Origin of the sequence: Algoriphagus sp. (assembly GCF_013373065.1) — a bacterium.
Taxonomy (GTDB): domain Bacteria; phylum Bacteroidota; class Bacteroidia; order Cytophagales; family Cyclobacteriaceae; genus Algoriphagus.
Window position 1 is genome coordinate 44077 of record NZ_JABXIN010000022.1, and the last position, 15103, is coordinate 59179.

Annotated in this window: 9 protein-coding genes; 2 read left to right on the forward strand and 7 right to left on the reverse strand. The window is 42.0% G+C overall.

Features of this window, described 5'->3' with window-relative positions; translation table 11 throughout:
* Positions 1-6: 6 nt before the first annotated feature.
* Positions 7-1059, forward strand: coding sequence for a M42 family metallopeptidase (locus tag HWE15_RS13795; RefSeq protein WP_290508128.1), 1053 nt, complete (start codon positions 7-9; stop codon positions 1057-1059).
* A gap of 69 nt (positions 1060-1128) precedes the next feature.
* Here the strand turns inward: HWE15_RS13795 and HWE15_RS13800 are convergent, their stop codons facing one another.
* From HWE15_RS13800 to HWE15_RS13815, 4 genes are all read right to left on the reverse strand, one after another.
* Positions 1129-3762 carry a valine--tRNA ligase gene (locus tag HWE15_RS13800; RefSeq protein WP_290508129.1) on the reverse strand — a complete coding sequence of 878 codons (2634 nt, stop codon included), beginning with the start codon at positions 3760-3762 and terminating at the stop codon, positions 1129-1131.
* 125 nt (positions 3763-3887) lie between these two features.
* Positions 3888-5267, reverse strand: coding sequence for a RagB/SusD family nutrient uptake outer membrane protein (locus HWE15_RS13805; RefSeq protein ID WP_290508130.1), 1380 nt, complete (start codon positions 5265-5267; stop codon positions 3888-3890).
* Between the two features lie 12 nt (positions 5268-5279).
* The gene (locus tag HWE15_RS13810; protein ID WP_290508131.1) at positions 5280-8258 is read right to left on the reverse strand and encodes a SusC/RagA family TonB-linked outer membrane protein; all 2979 of its coding nucleotides are present in this window, start codon (positions 8256-8258) and stop codon (positions 5280-5282) included.
* Between the two features lie 202 nt (positions 8259-8460).
* Positions 8461-10347 carry a CocE/NonD family hydrolase gene (locus HWE15_RS13815; protein WP_290508132.1) on the reverse strand — a complete coding sequence of 629 codons (1887 nt, stop codon included), beginning with the start codon at positions 10345-10347 and terminating at the stop codon, positions 8461-8463.
* A 197-nt stretch (positions 10348-10544) separates the two neighbouring features.
* Here HWE15_RS13815 and fahA point away from each other — a divergent pair, with 197 nt between their 5' ends.
* Positions 10545-11807, forward strand: a complete 1263-nt coding sequence (gene fahA / locus HWE15_RS13820; RefSeq protein WP_290508133.1) for a fumarylacetoacetase — start codon at positions 10545-10547, stop codon at positions 11805-11807.
* Positions 11808-11861: 54 nt separating this feature from the next.
* Here fahA and HWE15_RS13825 read toward each other — a convergent pair whose 3' ends face one another.
* The 3 genes from HWE15_RS13825 to HWE15_RS13835 form a co-directional block, all read right to left on the reverse strand.
* The gene (locus tag HWE15_RS13825; protein WP_290508134.1) at positions 11862-12617 is read right to left on the reverse strand and encodes a glycerophosphodiester phosphodiesterase family protein; all 756 of its coding nucleotides are present in this window, start codon (positions 12615-12617) and stop codon (positions 11862-11864) included.
* A gap of 252 nt (positions 12618-12869) precedes the next feature.
* Complete coding sequence (locus HWE15_RS13830; RefSeq protein WP_290508135.1) at positions 12870-13766, reverse strand: sugar phosphate isomerase/epimerase; 897 nt, start codon at positions 13764-13766, stop codon at positions 12870-12872.
* 85 nt (positions 13767-13851) lie between these two features.
* A complete protein-coding gene (locus HWE15_RS13835) occupies positions 13852-15096 on the reverse strand; it encodes a DUF4173 domain-containing protein (RefSeq protein WP_290508136.1) in 1245 nt (414 codons plus the stop codon).
* Positions 15097-15103: the final 7 nt, after the last annotated feature.

Genomic DNA, 15103 nt, shown 5'->3' on the forward strand with positions numbered 1-15103 from the left:
AAACGTATGACGATTGATATTTCTCTGTTGAAGCAGGTGTGTGAAATTGCCGGAGCTCCCGGTTTTGAAAAGCGTATCCGGGATTTGGTGATTGATTTGGTACGTCCCCTTGTGGATGAAATCCGTACAGATAATCTTGGGAACGTAATCGCAATCAAAAAAGGAAAGCGAAATCCAGATGGAAAGCGGGTCATGGTGGCTGCACACATGGACGAAATTGGATTTATCGTAACCCATATTGATGATCAGGGCTTTGTTCGTTTCCACACACTCGGTGGATTTGATCCAAAAACCTTGACTGCCCAGCGTGTGATTGTTCATGGTAAAAAGGATTTGGTAGGCGTAATGGGAACCAAGCCTATTCATGTCATGAGCCAGGAGGAGCGGAATAAATTGCCAAAGACTACGGATTTTTTCATCGATTTGGGAATGTCAAAAGAGGAGTTGGAAAAATATGTTTCTGTTGGGGATCCGATTACCAGAGAGCGAGAATTGGTAGAAATGGGTTCTTGTGTGAATTGTAAATCCATTGATAATCGGGTCGCTGTTTACATTTTGATTGAGGCTTTGAAAAAAATCCAAAACCCAGCCTACGATGTATATGCAACCTTTACGGTGCAGGAAGAAGTTGGGATTCGAGGTGCAAATGTCGCAGCTCATGGAATCAATCCGGATTTTGGAATTGCTTTGGATACCACCATTGCCTTTGATGTGCCGGGAGCACAGCCGCATGAAAAAGTGACCGAACTTGGAAAAGGAACTGCTATCAAAATCATGGATGCAATGACCATCTGCGATTACCGCATGGTGGAGTTTATGAAGCAAACCGCCAAAAAGGAAAAAATAACCTGGCAGCCTGAAATTTTAACTGCCGGAGGAACGGATACAGCCGGTGTACAGCGAATGGGGAAACAAGGTGCGATCGCAGGTGCGATTTCCATTCCGACCCGTCACTTGCATCAAGTAATTGAAATGGCGCATAAACAAGATATCGCCGATTCGATCGAATTGTTGGTTTCTTGTCTCGAGCAAATCGATACCTACAATTGGAGCCATTAAAAAAGGCCTGAATTCACAGGCCTTTAATTAATTCAGAAACTCTTCCTAGATTAACTGGGGAGAGTTTTCTTATCCCAATTTTGCCAAGCTATCTTCCAAAGCCTTGATTTTGGCTTCTGCGTCAGCTTGTTTTTTCTTTTCCATTTCCACTACCTGAGCAGGAGCATTGTTGACAAAACGTTCGTTGGAAAGCTTTTTCATCACTGTTGCTAAGAAGCCCCTCGTGTATTCTAGTTCCTTTTGCAGATTGGCTTTTTCTTCCTCAATATTGATGGAATCACCCATAGGAACAAAGCACTCATCAGCCTTCACGACAAAACTCATGGCATTTTCCACTTTGTCTGCAAAACTCAAGGAAGAAAGGTTTGCCAACTTGGTCAGGACAGATTCAAACCGAGCGTATAAATCCGGGTTTTTGGAATTGATCGTCAAATCCAAAGTCTCTTTTGGAGACATGCCCTTAGAGGCTCTTAAATTTCTGATTTGCGAAACTACTTCGAAAACCTGAGCCGCTTCTTCAATGATCTTCTCGTCGAATGATTTTTGACTTGGCCAGCTAGCTAAAATCAAAGATTCCTCAACCTTCCTTTCCTGAATCTGATGCCAAATTTCCTCTGACAAGAAAGGCATAAAAGGATGAAGTAACTTCAAAATTCTCTCGAAGAATTCGATCGTCTGTTCGTAAGTCTTCTGGTCAATGGGTTGCTGATAAGCAGGCTTGATCATTTCCAAATACCAGGAACAGAAATCATCCCAAACCAATTTATATGTCGCCATTAAAGCATCCGAAATACGGAACTTTTCAAAATGGTCATTGATCTCTGCTAAAGCTTGCTGAAATCGATTCTCAAACCATTCTATACTCGAAGCATTTGCTGATCCGTCCAAATTTGGATCAATCTCCCAGCCTTTTACCAAACGGAAAGCATTCCAGATTTTATTGGCAAAATTCCGTCCCTGTTCAACCAGTTTTTCATCGAATGGCAAGTCATTTCCGGCAGGGGAGGAGAAGAGCATACCGGTGCGAACACCATCTGCTCCATATTGGGCTATCAATTCCAAAGGATCAGGGGAGTTACCCAAAGACTTGGACATTTTCCGCCCTAATTTATCCCGTACAATTCCCGTCAAATAGACATTTCGGAAGGGCTTTTCACCCATGTACTCGTAACCGGCAATGATCATTCGAGCCACCCAGAAGAAAAGAATTTCCGGAGCAGTTACGAGGTCATTGGTTGGGTAATAGTATTTTAAATCCTCATTTGGTTTTCCTGTTGTGAATACGTCCGTATCAAAAACAGAAATCGGCCACAACCAAGAGCTGAACCATGTATCCAAAACATCCTCATCCTGCTTCAAATCCTCTAGGGTGAGGTTTGAATTGAATTGTTCATTGGCAAGCTGAAGTGCTTCTTCGGCGGTTTTCGCAACCACAAATTCCCCATTTGGTAGATGATAGGCAGGAATTCGATGACCCCACCAAAGTTGTCGGGAGATACACCAATCCCGCACATTTTCCATCCAAACGCGGTACATGTTTTTGAACTTTGGTGGATGAAGTTGAATGATGTCATCCATTACAGCCTTGAAAGCAGGCTTGGTGATTTCATCCATTTTCAAAAACCACTGCAAAGAAAGCTTTGGTTCGATGACTGCATCGGTCCGCTCGGAATGACCCACATTGGATTTGTAATCTTCGATTTTTTCCAACTGGCCAACTTCCTCAAGTAGTTTTCCGATTTTCTTCCGAGCTAAGAATCGATCCTCTCCAACTAAGATCTGGGCCTTTTCATTCAAGGTTCCGTTATCATTGAGGATATCGATCACCTCGAGCTTATGCTTAACTCCCAGTTCGTAGTCATTGAGATCGTGAGCAGGCGTGACTTTCAGACAGCCCGTTCCAAACTCCATGTCCACATATTCATCTTCAATGATTGGAATAGAGCGGTTGATCAAAGGAATGATCGCTCTCTTTCCTTTCAAATGCGTGAATCGAGGATCATTTGGGTTGATACAAATGGCTGAGTCAGCCATGATGGTTTCTGGTCGGGTTGTAGCGATGGTCAAAAACTCATTTTCGGAACCTTCAATTTTATACTTGATGTAGTATAATTTCGAAGCTACCTCCTTCATGAATACCTCATCATCTGAAAGAGCAGTTTGTCCTTTCGGGTCCCAATTGACCATGCGGATCCCTCGGTAGATTTTACCTTTCTTATAGAGATCTACGAAAACTGAAATCACCGCATCGCTTAATCCCGGATCCATAGTAAAGGCCGTTCGGTCCCAGTCGCAAGAGGCTCCCAATTTCTTTAATTGCTCCAGGATAATTCCTCCATACTTTTCCTTCCATTCCCAAGCATGCTTCAGAAATTCTTCTCGGGAAATGTCCTTTTTATCAATACCTTTTTCTTTTAAAAGCTGAACGACCTTTGTTTCCGTAGCAATGGAAGCATGGTCTGTTCCAGGAACCCAGCAGGCATTTTTGCCTTGCATACGAGCGCGACGAATCAAGACATCCTGAATGGTATTGTTAAGCATGTGACCCATGTGAAGGACACCGGTAACGTTTGGTGGTGGAATCACAATGGTGTAGGGCTCTTTGCTATGATCAACTTTCGATGAAAAAAGCTTGTGTTCCATCCAATAGGCATACCATTTGGCCTCGGCCTGTGACGGATCGTATTTACTGGAAATAGACATGCTCGGATTTTGTTTTTCGAAGTCGCAAAAATAGCAGAAAAAGGGGAAAAGGCCTTGAATGATGTAGGCTGTAAAAACAAAAAGACCGGGAAATACCGGTCTTTTTGAAGTTTTGAATTTTGTGTTTAATCTCCTTTGTATTCATCCCAACTTAATTCAGCTTGAGGATGTGGAAACTGTGTGAAAATAGTTCCTCCATCAAAGGTCGTTGGAATTTCATCCAATCTATTGTATCGTCGTGCATCTATCCAACGGTGGCCCCAAGGTTCTGCCCACAGGGAATATCTTCGTTGATAAAGGATTTCATCAATCAAAGCACCTTGAGTGGTGGAACCTTCATAATCACCTAATCCAGCTGCATTTCGAATGATATTAATTGCTTCCACCGCTTGGTCAGTTTGACTGAGATTGGCATGTGCCTCAGCCTTCAAGAGAATCAATTCTTCATTTCGAATAAAAGGAATGGAAGTGGTATTCGAAGCCCATCGTGCATCTTGGTGGGTGCCTACCAGCGTTCCTGCGTCTGTTGAAACAGTAACAGGTGTATCTCTTTCGAAGAATTTAGAAGCAACTCGCAAATCTCCCGGGGTAGCATCTTCTAGAACAGAAGGATGGACAACGATCAGGGTATTTACAGCGGCATTCGGTACATAATAAAGTGGATTGAAAATATCAGGGGCTGCTCCATAAGGATGCGCAGGACCCGCATTTAAATCTCCATTTAAATCCATGAAAGATGCGTCAAGGGCTGATAATACGCCTTGCCAATCTTGTCGATAGGCGTTCAGTCGAGCCGTAATCGCTCGGTTGACTTGTCGCAATCCTGCTATTGTATTGAAACCGTCAAATCCACGAGTGAGGGTAAATGGAAATGCTCCTGATCCAGCTGAAGATAAAGCTGCGTCTCCTTCATCCAAAATGCCCTTTATTGTTTCTAAGGCTTGTTCGTAAGAAACAAATGGCCCTGGATTCAATGGGTCTGAGACATCAACTCGGATTCCATTTTGGTATACAAAATTGGCAGGAATCATGAATTGATAGCCTTGTATGGTTTTGGCAAAACCGCTTACTGCACTCTTGGAAGCTTCAGAAATATTTTCGGTGTTTTCTGCAGCGGTGATCAAAACGTTTGCTTGATTGATCGCTTGGTAAGGGGATGCCCACGAACCACCACCTGTGGTTCCAAAACCAAAGTAGGAATTGTCAGGCGTACGGCCATTTTGTCCAAGCCAGTCCGTCTGGAATCGTGGATCGGATGCATTGAGGTACCAGATTTCCCTTCCGAATGTATTCCAGGCTTGAGAAACGTTTGTTACATAGCCTCTGTGCCTGGATTCCAATCCAGTAATTAGAAACTGAATCTGTTCACGAGTGGCGTTATCAGAAACCGAACCTATAGAAGGGTTGTTAGGATCCTGAATCTCATCCAACTGAAGTGGATTACAAGCTGCCAGTACACCTGCAACTGCAATCACTTTGCTTATATTTTTAAGTGTATTTTTCATATGGTTGCCGGTTTAAAAGTCAATAGTTAAGTGAAAGAATACGCGACGAGGCGTGGGATAAGGTGCGATATCCACGTTGTTAGCAACTGCCTGAGCTCCGAAAGTGGAGGTTTCTGGGTCATAGCCTTGGTAGTCAGTAAATAAGAATGCATTATTTACAGATCCACCTACACGGATATTTTGAACAGCACTTCCAAACCAAGTTTGAACTGTTGCTCTCGGTACGGTGTAGTACAACCCTATTTCACGAATTTTTACAAATGTTGCGTCCTGAACCCATCGACCTGCATTGTTGTAGGGTTCCGGCTCTCTTTGTCGTCCATTCGGAATTCCATCTCCGTTGTCATCATCAAACCAGCCATTGGTAGTACCTCCGCTGTCTGTTAGGAAGGAAGTCAAGTTGATGTTGTCACCGCCTTTTCTCCAGTCCACCAAGACAGAAAGCTCCAATCCTTTGTAAATATTTAAGCTATTGAAGAAGGATAAGTTAAAGTCTGGCTGAGAATCTCCCCAGATTGTAAATCCTCCTGGTACACTTGGATCGGCTGGTGTACCCACGATTGTTGTTGGAGAATATCCTTCCGCATAAAGGAAAGTACCCAAGCCAGCACCAAATGCTCCTGAAATATATGTTGGAATTCCCAATCGGGTCATTTCAATTTGATTTTTCCAGAAGAGTACGCGAGAGAACCATTTGAAATTCGGATTCTCGATAATGTTACCTGAAAGTGCGATTTCCACCCCTTTATTTTGAAGCTCTGCTTCATTACTTGGGGTAGTGGTTACACCCGTAGAAGGAGAAAGTCTCAAGCTTTGGATGTTGTTTTGAGTGTTTTTGATGTAATACGTTGCCTCTAAGCTTAGACGATTATTAAACATCCCCAAGTCCACACCAAATTCTAACTCGGTTGCTGTTTCAGGTAAGATTTGAGTATTTCCAATTTGAGTGGAAACAACCGAACCTAGCAATCCGCCGATATTGGTGCCACCTAGTGGTGTAAAGGTTGCTCCGAATCCTACAGGACCGGCTGTTTCACCATAGGCAATACGAGGCTTCACTTGGTTGAAGACCGAAGAGTTCCAGAAATCAAAGTTTCCTAAATTCACAGCTAAGGAAGCTCGTGGGAATGCATAGTATTTGTTTGGATCACCATTCAAGGTAGACTTGTCCCATCGGATACCTACAGTACCGATTATTTTGTCTTCAAAGTTGGCTTCTTGCTGTAAGAAGATACCTGCTTCTTGTACTTCTTGCGTGAACTCTTGGTTAATTTCCTGAATGGCTGCTTGTCTTAGGTTAGTTTGGCCAGGAACGAGTCCTCTACCTCTATTGAAGAGGGCATTTTCATTGAAGTCCAGTCGAACCAAACCTGCCTGAGAGTTCATGTTGACTTTTCCTAAATTCCAGTTGTAAACCAAGGCTGCCTGGAAGTTGGTGTTAAAGCTTTCCTGCTTTCCTTTTAGGATATCACCAGGATTCGCTTGCGCTCGCTGGAATTGAAGAAATTCTGGAAGATAAATCAGCGTCCTGTTTTGCAAGAAATCCAAACCTCCTGCAAGTGAAGCTTTTAAGAAACTATTCTCAGTCTTCAAAAGATCAATGTCCAAGGTAAAGGCCTGAATAAATCGATTAACTTCCGAATTATTGATGGCATTATCAGTTACAGCAACTGGATTATCTGAAAAATATGGGTTAACAGGATAGGTGCCATCTTCATTTCTTCTCAGGTCAAAATAATTAGGCACATAAGCGATGCTATACCCAATTGAAGCACCGGTGTTGTTTTGGTTACCCGTGAAACCCCGGTCTGTGCTCGATTGAATGTAGTTAGAAGAAACTCCCAATTTAATTGCATTGGAAATTTTGTGGTCAATATTTGCCCGTACCGAATATCGCTGGAAACCTGTATTTCTTACGGTACCTTCTTCATCGGAAATATTTCCTGATACAAAGAATTTTGTCTTTTCATTTCCGCCGGTCACATTGATCCGGGTGTTCAGAAGGGTCGCTTGATTATTGTAAAAGAAATCCTCATAATCCACGAAATTTCCTGATGCCTGAGCAGCTCTAAAACGCTCCAATTCCAGAGGTCTTCTTGCTTCAGGGAAGTAGAAATTAATTTTCTCCTCACTCCATTCATCAACACCTAATAGTCTTAGTGGCTGAGCGAAACCAATGTCCTGAGAAAGGGAAACGGTGGTTCGGCCTTCAGCACCTCTTTTCGTAGTAATGATAATTACCCCTGCATTTGCACGTGTACCATAAATTGCCGCTGCAGATGGTCCTTTCAAAACTTCAATCGTTTCGATATCTGCAGGATTCAAGTCAGCGAGACGGTTTGCACCATCATCCTGATTACTTCCTCCTGCTCCCGTAACAGTAGCTCGACCAGTTCGCTGGGAAGCATTGGAAATGTAAACACCATCTACAATAATCAAGGGTTGAGAAGCTCCGGAAAGACTAGAAATACCCCGTAATTGAATGGATAATCCACCTCCCGGTGCACCGCCATTGGATCGAATTGTTGCACCGGCCACTTTGCCATAAAGCGCACCATCAGTGGTTTGAATGGTAGTGGTTCCTGTTAAATCTTTCGCCGAGACAGTTGAAACGGCATTTGCTAGGTTACTTCTCTTTACAGAGGATGCAAGTCCTGTTACGACTACTTCCTCAAGGTTTGTTGCATCTTGCTTCAATTGAATCGTCAGATTGCTCATTGAAGTGGAAACATTGACTTCTTGAGAAAGATATCCGATCGAGGAGACAACCAAGGTAGCTTCGCCACTACTAGGAACTGTCAAGGAAAAATTCCCGTCAAGATCTGTAATGGTCCCGGTGGTAGTCCCTTTGAGGAGGATACTTGCTCCGATTAACGGCTCCGATGTCCGTTCGTCAGTTACCGTTCCTGAAACGGTAAACTGCGCCCACGCCCAACCTGTAGAAATCCACAGGAAGAATAGTGGTAGCATTAGTTTGTAGGTTTTTTTCATAGAAATAAAAATTGGTTAATTGTAATCTTCAAATTAGAGAATAACTGTTATGGTTAATAGTCTTTTTAGTTATTCTTTCTTTAAAGTAGTATAAGTGGAAACTATTGAGGATATTTTGTAATTATTATGTTTTTAAATAGAATTATTTAAATAAAAAAGGGAGGTTCAAACCTCCCTTTCAAATTTTCAATTTGGTAAGACTTTACTTTTTAATCATGGGCAAAACTACTCGGCTTAAAAATTTACCGCCATGATGGATGGAGTTGGTTGCGACAACTCCTTCTGATTCGTCATAATTATTTCCACCGGTATTCATGTTTCGGTCAAATCTTGGGAAGTTTGAGCTTGTTACTTCGATTCTGATTCGATGGCCTTTGTCAAAGTAATTGGACGTACTCATAGGAGTCATTTTGATTTCATAGACCTTTCCATCCTCCATCCAGACCTCTTTGTCATAGCCTTCCCGATAACGAACACGCTGTATGGTTTCGTCCAAATTGTAGGCTTTGCCGTCAGGATAGACATCAATCAATTTGATCGTTACGTCGGTATCTTTTGCGTCTGAACTGAGATAGAGGTAGGACTCAATAAATCCAGAAATTTCAACCCCTTCCTCCAAAGGTTCAGAGGTGTAGACTAAGATGTCGTCCCGCAATTCCATTTCCGATTGATCAAAAGAACCTCCTTGGACGGCATTTCCCGTACAGCAAACATTTCCTCCATAAGAAGGGACTGGATTCATCGGGTCGTAGTTGAAGGTGTCTTTATTTTCTTTTTTAGGAGCTTTGGATACTAATTTTCCATCTCCGTTTCGCGTATTTGCATTTCCTTCAGAATCAAAATAGAAAGAAGTCATTACCGCATCCTTGGGTGGCCAGACATCAGAAGATTGCCATTCGTTTGTACCCATAGTGAAGTAGGTCACTTTCGGAAGATTGTCAATTGTTTGGCTGGATTCTCCTTTGAGCCACTTGTCAAACCAAGCCGTAATGACCTCGTCATAATTCCACCGTGCATCTCCCATACTTCGTTCACCGACAACGGTGTTTTCTGTAGCCCGGGTGTAAGAGCAATGCAAAACAGGAGCAATTACTAGATATTGATTGTCTCGTGCCATTTGGCTAATGGCATTTTGTCTGGCATGATTGTATAAAGCAATATTGGGGGAGGTGGACACATCGTACCAGGATACAAACCACATACTTGGCTTATCAAAAGGCATGTTGTCATGATATAATCCGCCTTGATACCAGCGGGCATCATTCGGTTTTCGAGTGATCATTTCCTCATAAATTCCTTGTGGTCCATTGACATTCTTGATGATGTCTTGTACCGGTAAGTGAGCTAAACCTTCTTTCCAATCCACTCTTGGATATTCAGGAGCCATGTCATAAAATCGCTGCAATCTCAATAAATCTTCTTGACTAATTCCGCGCCGAAGTCTCGGGGCCAAAGGATCATGCTGTGTGCCATAGAGCCATGCTGTAAAAAGCATTTGGCCAGCTCCACCTCGGTACCAGTTTCCTTGCTCAAAATATTCTCCAATTCTACCAACACCGGCTCCATAGCCTTGGGGAACTAATGCTGCCAAAGCTGGGTGATTAAGAGAAGCCGCAGCCATCTGCCATTCAGCAGTAGAAGAACAGCCCAAAAGCCCAATCTTACCATTACTCCAGTCCTGCTTGGCCATCCAGTCGAAAGCGTCGTAACTGTCAGTTAATGGGGTGCCTAGAATATCCCAGTCGCCTTCGGAAAAGAATCTTCCACGCTCATTTTGAACTACATAGGCATACCCTTTCTGAACCCAGGAAAGTGCGGTTTGCATAGTTCGGGTTCGTAATTCTCCATCCCCATAGGTGTTAAAATTGTATGGGGTTCGGGAGAATACGATGGGTACTGGTTGGTCAGTTTTTGGTCGGTAAATGTCAGTTGCTAAGCGAATTCCATCTCGCATCGGCATCATGACTTTTTGGTCGACGATTGCTACTTCCTCCAGTTGATCAAGAATGGATTTTTCTTGGCCAAAAACCTGTATTGAGAGCAGAAAAAATAAGGATAGTAACAGATGAAGCTGTAATTTTTTGTACATGGCTTTTAGAATTTGATTAGGTAAAAACTACTGGTTTAATTCCTTTTTTTCAAAAAAATAATGATGAAAGGTTAAAATGGGATAGGAGTAATTTTCGAAAAGATAGATTTAAATGGAAGGGAATTTCTTTTTCACTTTCGATTTCATGGATAAGCTATAAATTTGCTTTCTCAAATTTTTAATACGAAGCGAACCGAATGATGATGTCTGAGCTGAAAACTTGGGTTGAAATACCAAAGAACTCTGATTTTACAATCTATAATCTTCCTTTTGGGGTGTTTAAAAACAAACGCCTCAGCCCCAGAATTGGGATAGCGATCGGGGATAAAATTGTGGATCTAAGTGTATTGGATCAAGAAGGTTTCTTTTCGGATTTATTTCTGCCGGAGGGGATTTTCCTACAGGATTCTCTTAACGAGCTGATTTCTTTGGGAAAAGCCCAAACGCGTAAAATTCGAGAGCGGGTTCAGGATTTATTGCTAGCTGATAATGAAAAACTACGCGATCATTCTATCCGTGGAAAAGTAATGGTCAATCGAAAGGAGGCAGAGATGTTGCTTCCTGTTAAAATCGGTGACTATACGGATTTTTATAGTTCCATGGAGCATGCAACCAATGTTGGGAAAATGTTCCGAGATCCGGAAAATGCGCTTCTGCCTAACTGGAAACATTTGCCTGTAGGTTATCATGGTCGTGCATCTTCCATCATTCCTTCTGGAGTCAATATCCACAGACCCAAAGGCCAGTTTAAGGATCCAGATATGGAAAGTCCTTCTTTTGGACCTAGTCGAAGAATGGATTTTGAACTTGAATTGGCATTTATTACCGGTAAGCCAACCAAATTAGGCGACTCTGTATCAACTGCAGAAGCAGAGGATTATATTTTCGGTTTTGTGCTTTTCAATGACTGGTCTGCTAGAGATATCCAAGCATGGGAGTATGTTCCACTGGGTCCTTTTCTAGGAAAAAACTTTGCTTCTTCCATTTCACCTTGGGTGGTAACCTTGGAAGCCTTGGATTATTTCCGCGTGGAAGGTCCTAAGCAAGATCCGGAGGTATTACCTTATCTTCAATGTGAAGGCCTGCATAGTTTCGATATTAATCTAGAGGCTTACATCCAACCTGAAGGAGCGAGACAAGCTAGTCGTGTATGTCTTTCCAATTTCAAATACATGTATTGGAATATTGCCCAGCAACTGGCGCATCACACGGTAAATGGATGTAATATCAATGTAGGAGATATGATGGCTTCGGGAACCATTTCCGGTCCAACCGAAGATTCCTTCGGTTCCATGCTGGAGCTGAGTTGGAAAGGAAGCAAGCCTATCAAATTGGAAACAGGGGAGGAGCGGAAGTTCATCGAAGACGGAGATACCGTCATAATGAAAGGCTATGCTGAAAAGGATGGAATTCGGGTTGGATTTGGAGAAGTAAGATCCAAATTGCTGCCTGCTAAATAAGTTGAAAAAAATCCCTGAATAAGATCATTCAGGGATTTTTTATTTAATCAAATCTTACTTTCTGGATTTTAGAATTTCCAGTAAAAGTTCTGGTTCGTCTGTGGTAATTTGGTCAATTCCTTGATCCAAAAGCCAAGTCATGGTTTCGGGGTCATTGACAGTCCAGGAATTGGTAATTAGTCCAAGTTCGCGAGCTTCCTGGATCCATTCTGGTTTCATTTTTAAAATCCGAAAGTTGTAATCAAATCCATAAAAACCTGCACTTCTTAACTGGGAAGGTGATTTATCACCTGTCAAGTAAGACACTTTGGCTTCCGGGTCAGTGGCAATTGCTTTCAAACCGCCTTCATAGCTAAAGGTGATATACTCCACCCAATCTTCAGCATGAAGTTCATGCACGGTTTTCACCACAAGCTCTCCGATTTTTTCACTTCGCGCTACGCTGATTCCAGAAGGTTTAAATTCTAAAATTAGCTTGGTTTTATTTTGCTTCATCCCTTCCTGAAGGTACTCTTTGAGAGTTGGTATTTTTTCTCCATTCGGGAGAGTCTTAGTCAAAAGTTCTTTATATGTAACCTGCTCGATTTCCATCCCTTCAAATTCTGCGTCATGGTTGATTACCAAAACTTCATCTGCTGTCATCCAAACATCAAATTCGGAACCTTCACAACCTAGCCGAATAGCTTCTCTAAGGGAAGCGATGGAGTTTTGCGGAAATGCATTGTTCTTCCAAGCACCCCGGTGAGCTATGACTTTATTTTTGATAAAGGGGGATTGGGCGACTGATGCGAATGAAATTAGGAAAAGCATGATTGTAAGTAATCCTTGCATAATGAATTGGTAGGAGGTAATTGAAGCGATTAATTTTCTTCTGATGTATTCTTTTCGTTTTTATTCGACCCAGTCATTTTATATATCAACCATCCGATTCCAACCAAAAAATGAAGCGCTAAAACAGAGACTACAATGATTAAGGTGGTGTTACTTTGCATGGTATTGGATGGAGCTTTTTAAGCTAAAATAAAAAAGCCAACCCGAAGGTTGGCTCTAAAATATGATAGTTTACTGAAATCCGAATTTTTTCAATCCTTCATGGCTGATTTTAATTGCTTCCAACGGATCCAATCCAAAGGTATTATCCTGTTCTACCAAGTAGTAAACCATTCCTGATTTGTCCTTTTCTGAAAGGATTTTGGAGAAGTCTATATTTCCTGTCCCAACAGGCGCAAAATTACCTTCATCATTCATGTCTTTCACGTGCCATGCTTTGAAACGGCCCGGATACTTTTCAAAATAAGCCAAAGGATCAGCTCCTGCTTTGGTAACCCAGAAAAGATCCATCTGATAATTTACATGAGCTGGATCAGTATTTTCCAAGATATAGTCAGTCAAGATCGTACCGTCTTCCATAGGCTTAAACTCAAAGTCGTGGTTATGGTATAAAAGCTTCAGTCCCGCAGCACTACACTTTTCACCGATAGTGGAAAGGATATTTACCAAATCTTCTTTGGTGCCTTTCATGCCCATACCATCTGGTCCGAAGGTAAACATACCCATAGGTGGAACAGGGATAACAAAGTATTCAAATCCTGCTGCCTTGGTTGCGGCGATTTGTTCGTCTGCATTTTCCAAAGTAACTCCACCCATGTGGGTGCTTTTTGGTTCTAGATCGATGGATTCTAGGTAGCTTTTGAACTCAGCTGGTTCCATTCCATAGAATTTTCCATCTGCATAACCAGCAGCTTCAACATAAGCATAGCCTGCATCGGCTACTTTTTGAAGAGTACCTTTTGGGTCTTCGGACATGGCATCTCGTAAGGTGTATAATGCCAAGCCTCCAAAATTAGATGATGTCATTTCTGGGGTCTCGGTTGTTTCCGTATTTTCGGTAGCTTGCTGACTACATGATGCCAAGGAAGCTACCAAAAGGGTGATTAAGAAGAAATTGTGCTTTTTCATAGTTTGGCGTATTTGATTGCTAATTTACCCAAAAAAGGATTTAGAGTTTAATTATCTTCATAAAGGATTTAATAATTATTCCTATTTAGGAAAACCCAAAAAGGATAGGAAATAGGAATATGACGATGGCGGACCAGATGAAATAAACCGGAAGGTAGGCTGAAATAGTATTTCCTACTTGTTGTATTTCACTTTTTCCCTTGACCGCCAGAAGTAATTTTTTTCCTACCAAAATCAGATGAATCATCATTAAAACATTGATTCCCAAAACCGCCATTCGGTTTGGCGTCAGTCCCCATTCATTGATTCGGAAGATGATGGCAGAAAGCGCAATAGCATTAACGATTAAAGTAATCCCAGATAAGAGAAAAAGAATCCAGGTTCCGGATTTTTTGTTTTTTTCATTTGAGCTTTCGGCGATTGAAAAAAAGATCAAGGCCATTACTCCAATCAACAATAAATTGAAGAGTAATAGAAACTCCCGGTCATTATAAGGGTCCTTGCCTGAAAACACGATCGCTCCGAGATAAATGACCAACATCACCAGAACAATAGGACTGAAAATTTTGGCTATGATGGGTGGGACTTTATTAACCAATTGAGGATTGGTCTGGGTCAGGTGGGTTGCCAAGAGAGGGATGGCTGCCATTCCAAAAATCCCAATATACTCAATGTAAAACTTCTCAATATTGATCCCTATCAAGCCAAATAAGCCAATAGTGATACCGGATAGGAGCATTCCAGAAAGCACCAATAATGCTCCCATAACTACTGCATCCCCATTGAAGCGCAAGAATGCCAATCTGCTGGGTAAGTCTTTCAAGTTCCCAGAACCGAAAGTAAATCCTAGGATTGCCCAAAGTAGTAACGGCAAATGGATACAGGCTAAAATGAGTGTATCGCTAGTTTTATCATTAGGTAAGAGATTGATATAGAGTAAAGAGATAAGAAAAAGAGAGGATACAACCAGAATGGTTTTGGAGGTTAATTTATTAATCCAAATGAAATAAGCCGAAACAAAAGGAAAGACCATTAAACCGAGGTTTTTTGCATAAAAGAGCTCGTTTTCAATGGAGAAGATTTCCGGAAGTTTTGCATAAAGACCCGCTAAGAGAGAAGCGATAATTACTACTCGCCAGTCTTTCATACTCCCCCAATTGATGGCATCGGATTCATAGTGGAGGCGGGTATGCCAAAACTTGGCAACGCTGCGATTTTGCAGCTCTGGGTAGAGGGCATCGAATTCCCGTTTGAATTCTGATTTGTTTTTACGGTAGAGTTTTTCGAGTTCTGCCGGATTGTCAAGGTTGCTTTCGAGTAGCTCTTTCATTTTTGTG

Bases quoted from the DNA above. Each gene is read 5' to 3' on its own strand.
- HWE15_RS13795 (WP_290508128.1), top strand. From the start codon at position 7: ATGACGATTGATATTTCTCTGTTGAAGCAGGTGTGTGAAATTGCCGGA.
- HWE15_RS13800 (WP_290508129.1), bottom strand. From the start codon at position 3,762: ATGTCTATTTCCAGTAAATACGATCCGTCACAGGCCGAGGCCAAATGG.
- HWE15_RS13805 (WP_290508130.1), bottom strand. From the start codon at position 5,267: ATGAAAAATACACTTAAAAATATAAGCAAAGTGATTGCAGTTGCAGGT.
- HWE15_RS13810 (WP_290508131.1), bottom strand. From the start codon at position 8,258: ATGAAAAAAACCTACAAACTAATGCTACCACTATTCTTCCTGTGGATT.
- HWE15_RS13815 (WP_290508132.1), bottom strand. From the start codon at position 10,347: ATGTACAAAAAATTACAGCTTCATCTGTTACTATCCTTATTTTTTCTG.
- fahA (WP_290508133.1), top strand. From the start codon at position 10,545: ATGATGATGTCTGAGCTGAAAACTTGGGTTGAAATACCAAAGAACTCT.
- HWE15_RS13825 (WP_290508134.1), bottom strand. From the start codon at position 12,617: ATGCTTTTCCTAATTTCATTCGCATCAGTCGCCCAATCCCCCTTTATC.
- HWE15_RS13830 (WP_290508135.1), bottom strand. From the start codon at position 13,766: ATGAAAAAGCACAATTTCTTCTTAATCACCCTTTTGGTAGCTTCCTTG.
- HWE15_RS13835 (WP_290508136.1), bottom strand. From the start codon at position 15,096: ATGAAAGAGCTACTCGAAAGCAACCTTGACAATCCGGCAGAACTCGAA.